This is a genomic window from Mucilaginibacter sp., assembly GCF_041660805.1.
GTDB lineage: Bacteria > Bacteroidota > Bacteroidia > Sphingobacteriales > Sphingobacteriaceae > Mucilaginibacter.
On record NZ_JBAZVP010000003.1, the window covers coordinates 335596 to 350296 of the forward strand.

The 14701-nt window shown below is 42.2% G+C and carries 9 protein-coding genes; 3 read left to right on the forward strand and 6 right to left on the reverse strand.

Annotation, left to right across the window (positions count from 1 at the left end; genetic code table 11):
• Positions 1–6: 6 nt before the first annotated feature.
• Positions 7–3099, reverse strand: coding sequence for a SusC/RagA family TonB-linked outer membrane protein (locus WC743_RS06760; protein WP_373011111.1), 3093 nt, complete (start codon positions 3097–3099; stop codon positions 7–9).
• 466 nt (positions 3100–3565) lie between these two features.
• On the opposite strand from WC743_RS06760, the gene WC743_RS06765 reads away from it, so the two are divergent.
• The 3 genes from WC743_RS06765 (at position 3566) to WC743_RS06775 (ending at position 9223) form a co-directional block, all read left to right on the forward strand.
• Entirely contained in the window at positions 3566–5137 is a 1572-nt protein-coding gene (locus tag WC743_RS06765; protein WP_373011112.1) for a family 43 glycosylhydrolase, read from the forward strand.
• 171 nt (positions 5138–5308) lie between these two features.
• Entirely contained in the window at positions 5309–6196 is an 888-nt protein-coding gene (locus tag WC743_RS06770) for an AraC family transcriptional regulator (RefSeq protein ID WP_373011113.1), read from the forward strand.
• Positions 6197–6544: 348 nt separating this feature from the next.
• Positions 6545–9223: a family 78 glycoside hydrolase catalytic domain gene (locus WC743_RS06775; protein ID WP_373011114.1), complete on the forward strand. Its 2679-nt coding sequence runs from the start codon at positions 6545–6547 to the stop codon at positions 9221–9223.
• Positions 9224–9360: 137 nt separating this feature from the next.
• Here the strand turns inward: WC743_RS06775 and WC743_RS06780 are convergent, their stop codons facing one another.
• The 5 genes from WC743_RS06780 to WC743_RS06800 are packed head-to-tail and all read right to left on the reverse strand — an operon-like array spanning position 9361 to position 14698.
• Positions 9361–9948, reverse strand: coding sequence for a lactate utilization protein C (locus tag WC743_RS06780; protein WP_373011115.1), 588 nt, complete (start codon positions 9946–9948; stop codon positions 9361–9363).
• A 3-nt stretch (positions 9949–9951) separates the two neighbouring features.
• Positions 9952–11322: a lactate utilization protein B gene (locus WC743_RS06785; RefSeq protein ID WP_373011116.1), complete on the reverse strand. Its 1371-nt coding sequence runs from the start codon at positions 11320–11322 to the stop codon at positions 9952–9954.
• Positions 11319–12056 (reverse strand): (Fe-S)-binding protein, encoded by a 738-nt coding sequence (locus tag WC743_RS06790; RefSeq protein WP_373011117.1) that lies wholly within the window; start codon positions 12054–12056, stop codon positions 11319–11321. The genes WC743_RS06785 and WC743_RS06790 overlap by 4 nt, the downstream gene beginning before the upstream one ends.
• On the reverse strand, positions 12053–13411 hold the full coding sequence (locus WC743_RS06795; RefSeq protein WP_373011118.1) for an FGGY-family carbohydrate kinase: 1359 nt from the start codon (positions 13409–13411) through the stop codon (positions 12053–12055). The genes WC743_RS06790 and WC743_RS06795 overlap by 4 nt, the downstream gene beginning before the upstream one ends.
• Before the next feature lie 12 nt (positions 13412–13423).
• The gene (locus tag WC743_RS06800) at positions 13424–14698 is read right to left on the reverse strand and encodes a sugar isomerase (protein WP_373011119.1); all 1275 of its coding nucleotides are present in this window, start codon (positions 14696–14698) and stop codon (positions 13424–13426) included.
• Between the last annotated feature and the right edge of the window lie 3 nt (positions 14699–14701).

Sequence of the window (14701 nt, forward strand, 5' to 3'; positions counted from 1 at the left end):
TTTAAATTAAAAGTTGATTCTGGTACCGATAGATATGGTTCTTGGAACCGGATAAGACTCGCCATCTCTTCCCGGGCTAATTACATCATTGCCATTATTGGCCCTGGCTGCATTAACTTCGGGGTTATTTCCCGGATATTTTGTGAACAGGAATGCATTATCCACGCTCACAAAAATCTTTGCATCGAATATGTTTTTTACCCTCGGTATGGTATAACCTAATGTGATATTCTTGATCCACATATAATTTCCGCTGTATACATAAACAGAGTTGGCTTCCCGGGTGAAATAATATGTGTTGGAGCCCGGCCATTTACCTGCCCCGGGGTTCTGTTCAGATCTCCAGCGGTTCTGGACATCAGAAAGCACATTGAACACCCCGTCAATGTTGGCTAAATTCATATCAACCGCCCTGTAAATTTGCCCGCCGTATGAGCCGTTCAGCAGCATGCTCAAATCAAAGCGCTTGTAACCAACGTTCCAGTTCCATCCCCAGGTAAATTTAGGGTTAGGGTTGCCTATCACCACCATGTCCTGCGTATCATAAGAGATAACGCCGTCGCCGTTGCCATCTAAATACTGGTACGTGCCGGGGATATTATTGGGGTTGTGCGGCGTAGCATCTATTTGTGCCTGGTTCTGGTATATTCCAAGCACCTTAAAACCATAAAACATACCTATTGGCTGCCCTACCTGGCTTATATTATATCCGTCATAAAATGCACCGGTGAGCAATGAATTTCTATCGCCGTCTATCGCCAATACTTTACTTCTGTTAAAGGATATATTGAAGCCGGTATTAAAAGTTACTACCCCGTATTTATCGCGGTAATTGATACCCAGTTCCACACCTTTGTTTTGCAGCTTGCCAATGTTGGTGATTATGTTTCCAAAACCAGCCACAGCAGGCACTTCAACGTTAAGGAGCATATTGGTTGTTAACTTACGATAGTACTCACCCGTAAAATTCACTTTTCCGTTCAGGATGCTGAGGTCTAAACCAATATCCAGTTGCCTTGACTGCTCCCATCCCAAATTGGTATTTGGAAATGAGCCGATAGTTGCACCCGGAACAACCGTATTGCCCAGTACATAATTGCTGAGGTCGATATTTGCCTGCGAGGTATAATTACCAATGTTGTTATTACCTGTAATACCATAGCTCGCTCTAAACTTCAAATCATCCAGCCAATTGAATTTCGGAAAAAAGCTTTCCTGAGAAACGCGCCAGCCAACCGATGCCGACGGGAAACTGCCCCAGCGATTATTGCTTCCGAAACGTGAACTGGCCTCGCGGTTAAAGGCGGCTGTGAACAGGTATTTATCTTTATATGAATAATTGACCCTTGACAGAAAGCTTTCTATAGTAAAAGCTGCCATTCCTGAACTGCCATCGCGCTGGTTTGCCGCAGAAACATATTCCACCAGATCATCCGGGTATTTAGTACCGGTTGCATTTCCTGTATTTACGGTGTTTTTTTGGAAAATATGGCCAACGGTTACCTCCAGTTTATGGTTATTAAACTTTGGCGAATAAGTAAGCAGGTTATCCATCCCATAATTCAAATAATTATAAAAATATTCTCCCCCGCTTGCCTGGCGTGGCGGCGCGCTGTTAAACCCAGCTACACCCGACGGTGTAAAATCATGATTTCGCATATCGTCCACCATTCCATTAAGGTTGGTACGGAAACTAAAATCTTTAAATGGTTTAATATCTATATAAGCATTAGCCGTAAGGTTGCTTTTATACTGTTTATGAAGTTCTTGTGTTAGGCGTTGTACCGGGTTTGGAAAGCCAAAAATATTGTCATGCCCACCAATATAATTATTAAAAGAACCGTCTTCGTTATATACCGGTTCCCGTGGGTCCATTAACAATGCCTGGTCTACAATGTTACTGCCAAACCCGCCGGCAACAGCATCACTGTTTTTTGCCCAGGAGTAAGCACCAGACAAGTGCAGCCCGAAGTTTAAAAACTTATTAGGTCTGCCGTCCAGGTTTGCCCTTGCGGTAACCCTGTTAAAACCGGTATTGATCAATGACCCGTTCTGGTTAAGATACCCTATTGAAATATAAGAACTGGCTTTCTCAGACCCATTTGTTAACGAAACATTATAATCGCTAAAAGGCGCGTTCTGGTGCAGTATTTCTTTATACCAGTCTGTAGAAACCTTTGTTTGTTCCGGGAATCTAAAATCAAGCGGGATCTCACTTTCTAATGGCTCCCTGTTTTGAAAATACCTTATTTTATCAGAAAACACATCTTTTTGAAATTGTGTAAACTGCTGCCCGTTTAATACGTGGATGCGCCTGGAATCGGGCACATTTGCAAAACCATTGTTTGTACTAACGGTAAGTTTATAGCCTTCTTTTTTGCCACTCTTAGTGGTTATCAGCACAACGCCATTGGCGCCCCTTGATCCGTAAACGGATGTAGATGCCGCATCCTTTAAAATAGTAATGCTTTCTATATCATTAGAATTCAATGAATTACCTACACTTGTCCCCACCGGAAAGCCATCCACTACATATAAAGGATCGCTTGTTGCGCCCAATGAGCTGTTTCCGCGTATTTCAACCTGCAATTCCTGGCCCGGCTGGCCGGTTGTTTGTTTAGCCACCACACCCGGTGCCTGCCCCTGCAAAAGCCGACCCACATTTGATGCCGGTATGCCCTGTGACTTTGACAGATCAACCTGAGATACCGCCGCGGTAATATCCGCTTTGCGCTGTGAGCCATAAGCAAGCACAACAACCTCTTTCAGCCCTTGTGAAGATGCGGACATTCTTAAAACGATATTTGCATCGTTCCCAACGGTTACCCGCCTTTCGGTATAACCAATATATTTAAATACCAAGATCGCGCCTTTATTTGCACTCAGGTTGAAACGGCCCCGGGTGTCTGTTTGCGTGCCGTTGGTTGTTCCTTGTACTGATACCGATACGCCTGCCAAAGGTTCTGTGGTAACAGAATCTGTTACTGAACCCGAAATATTTGAGGCCGTTTGAGCGGCAGCTGACAGATAACATAAAAGCGATAACGCCAGTATGAAAACATGCCTGCTTGTTAAAAAAAGTAAAAGTCTTTTTTTCATAATTTTTTTCGTTTAGTGTTGGTTACTTTAAAGGGGTTAAATAGATTTATAGGAAAATTCTTATACCATAGGCACAATAATTATTTCATTATCAGATTGTTATTCTTTTGTTTAAGTATTACCGTACCGGATACAGAATGCTTTGGTTAAAATTGGTTTTCAAAAGTATTTCAATAGCGCATGCCGGAAATACAGGTTTTGATATTTGCTTTATATATTTTGACAATTTTTAACTGTCTGTAATACAGGTATTTAAAATCGCACAAATAACTATATATATTATTTTACCGGGGAAGCAGGATTTGCGGTGCAATTCTTAAGATTGGATGCTATAAATACAGGGATGTCATAAAACACATCATATTTATCAAATGAGATAAAGACGAATTTTGATAACTTGCCGAAATTAGCAGGGACAAAACCATTTACAGACCGGCGGACTCGTGCCATTTTAAACCCGTAAATAATGAAATTCAGCAAGACATTTTTGCCTGCGATATTAGTATGCCTGATCTTTTCTTTTGCATCATCATTTATTCCTGATGTAGCGATAGCTCAAAAAAGCCAGAAACCTAAAGAGATTGTTATCACCAACTTTGATCACCAGGGAAACCAGGTGATCCGTTATAATACGCTTGGCGATGCCATTGATGCACACGACGGGGAAATTGCTTTGTTTAATAATACCTACTACCTGTACGGCACCAGTTATGATTGCGGTTTTGAGTGGGGTAATAAAAACGCGCCGTTTTGCGGGTTTAAAGTCTATTCATCAAAAGATATGCTTAACTGGACAGACAAGGGCTATCTATTTGACGCAAAAACAAAGGTTTGGCAAACACGGTGCAACGGCAATACTTATGGCTGCTTTCGCCCGCATGTGGTTTATAATCATCAAACCCATTTGTATGTATTATGGATAAACGTTTATGATAACGTATCAGGGTACCGTGTATTTACCAGTAAAACACCGGTGGGCCCGTTTGCAGAAGTTGCAGAACCAAAACTGGCCGTTAATACCAATGCCCCCGCCGCCGGCTTAAACAACGGCGACCATGACATTTTTATTGATGATGACGGAACAGCCTATCTTGCTTACACCGACTGGCGTACAAAAGGCACCATTGTAATTGAAAAGCTGAGCGATGATTATTTAACCGGTACCGGAGAGGTTGTTAAATCGGTTACTAATGGGCAAACAGAGGCGCCCGGTATGTTTAAAAGAAATGGTATCTACTATGTGGTTTATTCCGATCCTAATTGTGGGTATTGCTCAGGAACCGGTACATCTTATAAAACGGCTAAATCGCCTTTGGGGCCATGGTCTGAAGGGAAAAGGATAAGCGACAATTCTTGCGGTGGCCAGCCTTCTTTTGTTTCAACAATAAAACTCAGCTCAGGCACTGTCTATCTTTTTGGCAGTGATCTTTGGAATAATGCCGCTAAAAACGAAGCGCTTGCTAATTATTACTGGGCCCCGCTCTCATTTAATACGGATGGTTCTATAATACCAATGACCTGTGACCAGCCTTTTAAAGTTTCGGGCGGCAAGGTTACAACGCTACCATCTGCGGGCGGCAAATACAGCTTTAAAGGTTTATGCGATATTAATAACGGACTGCAACGGTCTCAATCGTTTACAGCCGCACGGAGCGGTATGCTCAAAACAGTTTATATAAATGCATACAAAACCGGTTATCCGGATGCGGGCCTGCAGGTTGATATTTATCTTTCAGACACTTCCGGCAGGCCAAAGGGTAAGGTTTTAGCTACCAAAACTATTCCGGCCGAAACGATTGGCTGGTCGGTTAAACGTCAAACTATACACCCGGCTATCCGTTTAAAAAAAGGAGCTGTTTACTGCATTGTGCTGCATTCTGCAACCACTGCAGGCTGCTATGGCTTTACTTATGGTAATTACAAAACCGACTTTTTAAAGCTACGGTTCGGTAAATTAGAGGGAGATTCGTTTATACCCGAAAACAATAAACAACTGAATTTCGACCTTCTTATGGTTCCGGATAAGGGCAGCGAGTAAATTTCATAAAGAAATCTACTTTTTGACATTTTATTTGCATTTTTTGACATTAACCTTGTTTGTGGGTAAATTGTTATTATTTTTAATATATAAACCACTACTATCAGGTATCGTTACCCATCTGAGCGGGCATGCCTTTTACCTGTTAACCATATAGTAGCATAAATTAAAATGATCAATTATTACAAATACCTGCCGGTAAGCCGCGAGGATGAGAGCTGGGGCTTATGTGTTTTAAATACAGGTTGTACCCATATAGAGGCTACAGGCTTATATCCTTTTAAAAATCACCCGGCCCATCATTACTTTAACTGGGACATTGGGCGGGTATTAAACGAATACCAGATCATTTATATAACAAGAGGAAAAGGGATCTTTGAATCGGATAGCTGCAAACGATGTGAGATCAAGGCAGGAACCATCATTATACTTTTCCCGGGAGAAAGACACCGCTATAAACCAGATAGCGAAACCGGGTGGGATGAGTATTGGATAGGTATGAAGGGGGATATTATTGATAACCTGGTAAGGAAAAACTTTTTGAGGCCTGATAACCCGAGCATATACATCGGTTTCCATGAAGGGATATTCAGCCTGTTTAATAACATCATCGAGATAACAAAACGGGAAAATACGGGTTATCAACCGCTTATTTCAGGTGCGGCCCTCCATATTATGGGGAACTTTCATTTTATTTTTAAACAAAACGCGGTAGAATGTGAGGAAAAAGAAATGATCATAAACAAAGCCCGGCTCTTGTTCCGTTCCAATATAGTAAATGATTTTTCGCCTGAACAAGCCGCTGAAGAACTGCAGGTAGGTTATTCGTGGTTCAGGAAAGCATTTAAGAGTTATACCGGGCTTTCACCAGGCCAATATTATATCCAGCTAAAAGTAGAACGGGCCAAAGAGCTTTTAAACAACCCGGATATCCCTATAAAACAAGTTGCTTATGATCTGAGGTTTGACAGTTATTTTTATTTTTCTAAAATGTTTAAAGAAAAAACCGGCATGACACCAACAGATTATCGTAAAAGGGCTATGGGCGTTATTTATTGAATTACCGACAAACCATTTAAGGGGAACATAGACGTTTTTATCATACAATGCCGGGGCACAGTTGAGCACAGTTATTTCAAATAAGAAGTTTACAATTGTTAATATAAACGCGTCAATTAGTAAACCAATTATTAATATCTCAATAGTTACAGTCGGTTATAGTTAATCGGTTTTTCTCTATTTAAATTAATATACCATAAACCGGATAAATACATTGTTGTATGCTGCTATTTTTAAAATAGCCTGCATCAGCAACCATGTGCGGGCCGGATGAGTGGTTTGTACGTTGCATTTTATTATTCAAGAAAAAAAACAGATCAATAATACTTTCATCAAAATAAGCGCTTAATGAAGAACCTCTATTTAACACTACTGCTTTTTGTATCTGCCTTAAGTTGCTTCGCGCAACTACAAGTTACTCGGTTATTAACCGAAAATCAACAAAACCCGCTCAGTATAGACAGTCGGTTGCCAAGGTTTAGCTGGCAAGTAAAAGCCGGAAACATAAAAAATGTCTTGCAAACAGCTTACGAAATAAAAGTAAGAACGGCCGATGATAATAAACTTGTTTGGGCAAGCGGTAAAATTACTGACGCTCAATCGATATTTGTGCCCTATCAGGGGCCGGCGCTACGGTCTGGTACCGCTTATTTTTGGCAGGTAAAGATATGGGATAACCAGAGCCATGCTTCTGCCTGGAGTGAAAAAGCATTTTGGCGAATGGGCTTTTTATCAACCGCAGATTGGAAAGCTACCTGGATAGGGCCGGGTTATCCGGGCGATACCGTAAATAAACCGAGCCCAATGTTACGCAAAGGCTTTTACCTTAATAATAAAGGTATAAAAAGCGCATTTGCTTATATAACAGCCCACGGATTATATGAAGCACAAATAAACGGCCTGAAGATTGGCGATGCCTATTTAACCCCGGGCTGGACAAGCTACCATAAGCGCCTGCAATACCAGGTTTATGATGTAACAAAAATGCTGGCAAAAGGTGCAAACGCTGTTGGTGCTAAGTTGGGCAGCGGCTGGTACCGAAGCGTGTTGGTATCCAGCCCAAATCATTACGGAAAAGATGTTGGACTTTTGTTTCAGCTCGAAATCACCTATACAGACGGCTCACATCAAACTATAGTATCTGACGGAAGCTGGAAATCGGCAACCGGTGAACTGCGTTATGCTGAAATTTATAATGGGGCTACAATAGATGCCCGCCTGGTACAAAAAGACTGGTCAAAAGCGGGCTTTAATGATGCAGAATGGACCAATGTAAAAGTTCAGAATTACGACAAGACAAATTTGATAGCTACTTATAACGAACCTGTTAAAAAACAGGAAACCTTTAAGGCCTTAAAAGTAATTACAACACCCAAAGGCGAAAAAGTAATAGACTTTGGACAGAATTTAGTGGGTTGGGTACAGTTAAAAGTTAACGGTAAGGCAGGCGATTCAATAAAAATATCTCATACCGAAGTACTTGATAAAGAAGGTAATTTTTACACCGAGAACCTAAGAGGCGCAAAAGCTCAAAACACCTACATTCTTAATGGCAAGGGTACCGAATATTTTGAGCCCCAGTTTACCTGGCAGGGATTCAGATATATAAAAGTTGAAGGCCTCTCCGGCAACTTAAATATGGCCGACTTTACAGCGGTTGCCGTTTATTCATCCATGCCGCCAACCGGCGAATTTTCTTGTTCAAATCCATTATTAAACCAATTACAGCACAATATACAATGGGGCCAAAAAGGAAACTTCCTGGATGTGCCTACCGATTGCCCTCAGCGTGACGAGCGCCTGGGCTGGACAGGTGATGCGCAGGTATTTTCACGAACAGCGTCTTTTAACATGAACGTGCATAACTTTTTCACTAAATGGTTAAAGGATGTATCTGCAGATCAAAATAGTGATGGCAGTATTCCGCATATTATACCTGATGTATTCAAACAAAACAATTCCGAAAATGGCGGTAGCAGCGGATGGAGCGATGTGGCTACTGTTGTGCCCTGGAACATGTACCTGGCTTATGGCGACAAAAAATTACTGCAAGATCAATATCCAAGTATGAAGCAATGGGTTAATTATATACAGCAGCATGCAAAAAATGATCTTTGGATTACCGGCTGGCACTTTGGCGACTGGTTGTTTTACAGCGTAATTAATGATCTTGACGGTACTTCGGCAATAACCAGCAAATATTTAATAGCGCAATGCTTTTATGCTTATTCAACCCAATTACTGATAAACGCTGCCACAGCATTAGGTAATAAGGCCGATGTAGAAACCTACTCCCTTTTGCTCGAAAGAATAAAAGCAGCTTACTTAAAAGAATATGTTACACCAAACGGGCTGATCTCATCTGATACGCAAACCGCGTATGCCCTTGCATTATCATTTGATATGTTGCCCGAAAATCTGCGTACCCAGGCGGCGGCAAGGCTTGCCGGCAACATCACAAGATATGGCAATCACCTATCCACCGGCTTTTTAGGAACCCCCTATTTATGCCATGCCTTAAGCCGTTTTGGGTTTGCAGATGTTGCTTATAAGCTGCTATTGCAGGAAAGCTACCCTTCCTGGTTATACCCTATAAAAATGGGGGCCACTACCATATGGGAAAGATGGGACGGCATAAAGCCTGATGGCACCTTTGAAACACCCACCATGAACTCTTACAACCATTACGCTTATGGCGCCATAGGAGACTGGATGTACAGGGTAATAGCGGGCATTGATACGGAGACAGATGGGCCGGGGTATAAAAAGATAATTATTAAACCTACCATTGGTGGCAAGTTAACCTATACCAACACCACTTATGAAACCCCTTACGGTAAACTAACCTCTAACTGGAAAATACAAGACAATACTTTTTATTTAGATGTTGATGTACCCGCCAATACCACGGCGACAATCTTTGTTCCGGATAATGAGGAAAAAGAGGGTTATAAAATAGAGAAAGTGGGTTCGGGCAGTTATCACTTTACAAGTAAAACAATTAAACCGAGGCAAAACGCCCGGTAAAAGCGCCGCTTGTAAAGCAACCTATCTCTGATAAGAAGCAACATAGCCTATACGTGTATAGGCTATGTTAGCGTTATTTGGCAAAATGATGGAACTGCCCTTCCTTTTGGAGACTGATTTATTTAAGCTGCTAACGGCTAACCTTTTGTAAGAAAAACGGTCATTGTTCTTGGTCCGTGTGCGCCCATTACAAGAGATTGTTCTATATCCGCAGTTTTTGACGGCCCTGCAATGAAAGTCCCAAAACCATAAGAACTATCTCCTATCCTTTCATAAGCCTCATGCATATTAGCAACAATATCTTTTATAGACAGGGCAATTACCAGGTGCTGGCAAATAAAAGGTAAAACCCGGTTTCCCATTAGTTCTTCTGTAAGCCATACAGCACCGTTTTCGGCAACGCCAAAGTGCGCTTTCAAAACAGCGAACTCTACATTTTGCAGAGAATGTGGCAAAAGGAAATCATCAACGTCTTCGCTATACTCTGCAATACTACCTATCCTACTGATCACACGATCATCTGCTGAAGTGTTGTTCTTAATATGCTGATGAATATCCGCCAAACTATCAACGATAAATACCAAGCCGCCAACACCGGTAAGGGTATCGGCAAACTGGCTTACCAAATGTTCGGGGGCTTCTGCCGGAAATTGAGTGGCCGGCAAAGGGCTAAATGCCGGTTGATTTGCCTTTATGATATTAATTATCTGCTCGCGGTCTTTCATCTTTTATCTGTTTTTAGCATACCATTCACCAAAAGACTGATCAGGCGGCGCAGGCATATCGCGCTGTTTAAACCATGGGTTGAAACGATTATTAACCGCGAACGGCGCGAACCGTAAAATCAGCCTCCCTGCTTTACCGCCGGTGTGATACAAAAAAGGCGAGGATAATGTGATACTCATTAATTTCATCGCTGCTTTTTTTGCCGCAGGCGCGTGTCCATTTTGTACAATTACCTGCCGCCATTTATACAACTGCTGATGAATATCTATCTTAACCGGGCATACGTTGGAACATGACCCGCACAGCGTTGAAGCGAATGGCAGATCAGCAAATTTTTCCATATCCAAATTAGGTGCAAGTATGGCACCAATAGGGCCGGAAATAGCATTATGGTAACTGTGCCCCCCGCTTCTGCGGTAAACCGGACAAGTATTCATGCAGGCACCGCAGCGTATACATTTAAGTGAGTTCCTAAAATCTGCCCTGCCCAATTGTTTACTGCGCCCGTTATCTACGATTATTATGTGTATCTCTTTACTATCGCGCGGTTTACTGTAGTGGCTGGAATAAGTGGTAATGGGTTGCCCCGTGGCGCTTCTGGTAAGCAGGCGTAAAAAAACGCCCAGGTGTTTCCTTTCAGGAATTATCTTTTCAATTCCCATACTGGCAATATGTATATCAGCGAGATGAGCGCCCATATCCGCATTACCTTCATTGGTACAAACCACAAATTCCCCGGTTTCAGCTATAGCAAAGTTTACTCCTGTTAAGGCAGCCCTTCGGGTCATAAAAATATCCCGTAAATGCTGCCTGGCTGTTTCCGTCAGGTATTGAGGGTCTGCGTTTCCTTTTGCTGTACCCAAATGCAAATGAAAAAGCTCACCTATCTCTTCCTTCTTTTTATGGATACAAGGCAGTACAATGTGGCTTGGCGGTTCTTTGGCCAACTGTACAATGCGTTCGCCAAGATCAGAATCAATAACCTCTATATTGTTATCCTCCAAATATTCATTTAAATGGCATTCTTCGGTTAGCATAGATTTGCTTTTAACCATTTGCTTTATGCCTTTAGCGTTCAGTAAGTCCAAAACAATTTTGTTGTGGGCTTCCGCATCAGCGGCCCAGTGAACAATGATACCGTTGTTTTGGGCTTTCATTTCAAACTCCTGCAGGTAAGCAGAAAGATTGGAAAGCACATTATCTTTTATAGCCGAAGCCGTGTCTCTGAGTAACTCCCAGTCGGGCAAGCGGTTAACTGCTTTGTCTCTTTTCTGGCGGATCCACCAAAGGGTCTCGTCATGCCAGTTTACCCGGTCTTCATCCTTATTAAAATCATCAGCTAATGCGGCGTGATCCTTCGTCTCCGTTATCATTTGTATGAGTTTAATATTTCTGCTATATGGATCACCTTAACCTTGCTGCCCTGCCTTCTCAATAAACCTTCCATATGCATCAGGCAGGACATGTCTACGCCGGTAATGAACTCAGCACCATGTGAGAGGTGATCTTCCACACGATCTTTTCCCATTTTTACAGATACGGCTTCCTCAGCCACGCAAAATGTGCCGCCAAATCCGCAACATTCGTCTGGCCGGTTAAGCGGTACAATGTCTATCCCCTCTACCATATTTAAAAGCTTTCCGGGTTTCGAAAACCCGGGGGCCACCAATTCGCTCATCTGTGAAAGATAGAGGCCACGCTGCCCATGGCAGCTTTGGTGTACGCCAACCTTAAACGGAAATCTTGCAGGCAATGATTCTACTTGTAGTATATCGGTTAAAAAGGAACTAAGCTCATATACTTTTTCCCGGATTGATGCCGCTTCATCCGCATATTCATCACTGTGCAAATGCTCTTTGATATGCAGCACACAGCTTCCCGAAGGCGCCACTATATAATCGAAGTGCTTAAAGTTTTCGGTAAATAACTTATCACAGCCACCTGTAAGGTGAGCAAAACCCGAATTTGCCATAGGTTGACCGCAACAGGTCTGGTTCTTGGGATAGCTAACATCCACGCCTAATTTCTCCAGCAACTGCAATGTGGCTATAGCGGCATTAGGATAAAACTGATCAACGTAACAGGGTATAAACAAACCAACTTTCATATGGCAATACTTTGGGTTGCTGAATAATATTTAAGCTGTATGATGTCGTTCGGAATTGCTTTCCTGTTCCATTCTTTATGAATAACCAGCGCCGCACCAACAGCTGAGGCCTGCGCCATAGAAGCGGAAAATACCTCTATCGCAGGGAAGGCCTTTGCAAGCAGATGCATATATACAGAATTTTTGCTAAACCCCCCATCAACAAAAATCCTTTTTACGTTAGTTTCATTTAACACCAATTGCGTAGAAACAATTTGCTGCGCTACCAGGTCCAGAATCAACTGATGATAGGCTTCGGTATCGTCATGGAAATGGTTAAGGTCTCTTTCTTCAAACCGCAAATTTTCCGGCTGATTCTTCCGTAAACTTTCAATAATCGCCGGGTCAAATGACATATTACGATATTTAACAACATTGGTGTTAAAGTGCGCTGCTATCCTTTTAACCTGTTGTTCATGTTCATAACCGGAGAATAACCTGGAAGCCTTTACCGGTTTCCCCTGGTATTGTAAATAACAGAGGCAATCATTTTTGAGGTCCTCAATAGTTAATGGGATATGATTAAACGGATTTAAGCTAATGCACCAGGTGCCTGTTGAGATGAGAATGAATGGCTCGGTAAAGTTAACCAGGTACGGTATAAGGGCGGCAGAGCTGTCATGCAAGCCTATACCAACCTTATAGTTGTTACCGGGAAACAAAGCCGGCACTACCTTGCCTGGCGAAAGTATTGGTGGTAGCTTTTCGGTTAGTCCTTCATGTTGTACCCACTCATGATATCTGTTCCGGGCAAAGTCCCACATAAAAGTATGGCAACCAATACTGGTCAGTTCTGAAAAGGGTTGACCTGATAATAAAAAGCTAAGGTATTGCGGTAGATGCAGGGCATATTTTACTTTTGCGAATACTTCGGGCTTTTGATATTTGATGCGGTAAAGCTGTAAACCTGAATTAAGGCTCCCCAATACAGGAGAAGCGGTAACTACGCTTAATTGCTCTTTACCACCGTAATCTTCATAAAACTTTTCGCTAAGCTCTTCGGGATACTCTTTTAAGTAATTATACAGCGGCGTAAGTGGCCTGCCATCCTCGCCAGAATATACAAAGCTTGCGCCATACGCCGAAAAATTAACAGCCCTTATTTTAAACTCCTTCATCCGAAAAACTTCACTAAGGGAATCAAATATTGATAAGCGCAAACTTTCAATATTCTCACATGGAAAACCATCTTCGTCAACTGTTTCTGTGAACCGGGCAGATTTTTCGAATACGATCTGGTAGTCTTCATCAAACAGGAACAATTTCTTGTTGGTTTTACCTACATCAAATATTGCAATAACTGGTATGGCGCTCATATTCGTATCATTTTAAAGCCCGGTAGCCACAGTCTTTAATCCGCGTTCTTTGATCAGGTTATCTCTCACGTTCAATTTGCGGTAGGCATTTAAAGGATCCAGGGTTCCCCCAACCAATAAACTTGCTTGCGCTATCAGCGGGCGAACATCTGTCCTGTAGGCCGTTTGTAATATTTCTTGCGCCAGGGCTACATCATTATTTAACTGGGCAGCCTGCAAGGCCTTCTTATCAACCAGTAACGCCTGCGCATAAGCAATTTTAATAGCCTGTACAGATTGTAAAAGGTCCTCAATTGGGTCTTTTACATTATGTGAAGCATCTATCATCCAGCCTATATCTGTAGCATGGTTCATGTTTCGGGCATCCATACCCTCAACCAATTCATTGAAAATCAAAAATAACTGGTAAGGATTAATGCTGCCAACAGTAAGGTCATCATCCCCATATTTAGAATCATTGAAGTGGAAACCTGCCAGCTTACCTTCCATCAGCAGGATAGAAACAATTTGCTCGATATTGGTGCCATTCAAATGATGCCCCAGATCAACCAATGTGCTTGCTTTAGGGCCCAATTTACTGGCCAAGAGGTATGATTGTCCCCAGTCGCCAATTGTTGTTGAGTAAAAATTAGGCTCATACGGTTTATATTCCACCCAAACTTTCCAGTCGTTAGGTAATGCGCCATATATCTGCTGCAAACTTTCAAGCGTGTTTTGGAAAGCCCCCCTGAAATTAAGCTGCCCGGGAAAGTTTGACCCGTCTGACAGCCATACGGATAAAGCTTTTGAGCCCAACTCAACACCGTATTTAATAACCTCGATGTTATGTTCAACGGCCTGCTGCCTTACTTCCTTATCAACGTGGTGCAGTGATCCAAATTTGTAGCTGTGCTTTTGGTTTGCCTGATCCTGAAAAGTATTAGAGTTTACAGCATCAAAATGTAATCCTAATTGTGCTGCCAATGCTTTTATTGATGGCGCATTATCAGGAATATCCCATGGGATATGCAGGGAAATAGAATTACTCGACCGGTTTAGCGCGTGAATAACGCCAACATCTTCCAGCTTTTCTTCCAGGCTGCGCGGCTCACCACCGCCCGAGAACCGCCCAAAGCGGGTGCCTCCTGTGCCTAATGCCCAACTTGGTATGGCAATGTTAAATACACTTAGTTTTAGTAAAACGTCATTTATATTTGCTATACCTTCAGCTATGAAGTCAAATTGGCGCTCATGTTTTGCTAAATGCTGATGATTAAATTCATCTATTTGATGTTTTTCTATTTGCATAAT

What these genes read in the sequence shown, in the direction of transcription:
- WC743_RS06760 (WP_373011111.1), bottom strand. Translation starts at nt 3,099, where the DNA reads ATGAAAAAAAGACTTTTACTTTTTTTAACAAGCAGGCATGTTTTCATA.
- WC743_RS06765 (WP_373011112.1), top strand. Translation starts at nt 3,566, where the DNA reads ATGAAATTCAGCAAGACATTTTTGCCTGCGATATTAGTATGCCTGATC.
- WC743_RS06770 (WP_373011113.1), top strand. Translation starts at nt 5,309, where the DNA reads ATGATCAATTATTACAAATACCTGCCGGTAAGCCGCGAGGATGAGAGC.
- WC743_RS06775 (WP_373011114.1), top strand. Translation starts at nt 6,545, where the DNA reads ATGAAGAACCTCTATTTAACACTACTGCTTTTTGTATCTGCCTTAAGT.
- WC743_RS06780 (WP_373011115.1), bottom strand. Translation starts at nt 9,948, where the DNA reads ATGAAAGACCGCGAGCAGATAATTAATATCATAAAGGCAAATCAACCG.
- WC743_RS06785 (WP_373011116.1), bottom strand. Translation starts at nt 11,322, where the DNA reads ATGATAACGGAGACGAAGGATCACGCCGCATTAGCTGATGATTTTAAT.
- WC743_RS06790 (WP_373011117.1), bottom strand. Translation starts at nt 12,056, where the DNA reads ATGAAAGTTGGTTTGTTTATACCCTGTTACGTTGATCAGTTTTATCCT.
- WC743_RS06795 (WP_373011118.1), bottom strand. Translation starts at nt 13,411, where the DNA reads ATGAGCGCCATACCAGTTATTGCAATATTTGATGTAGGTAAAACCAAC.
- WC743_RS06800 (WP_373011119.1), bottom strand. Translation starts at nt 14,698, where the DNA reads ATGCAAATAGAAAAACATCAAATAGATGAATTTAATCATCAGCATTTA.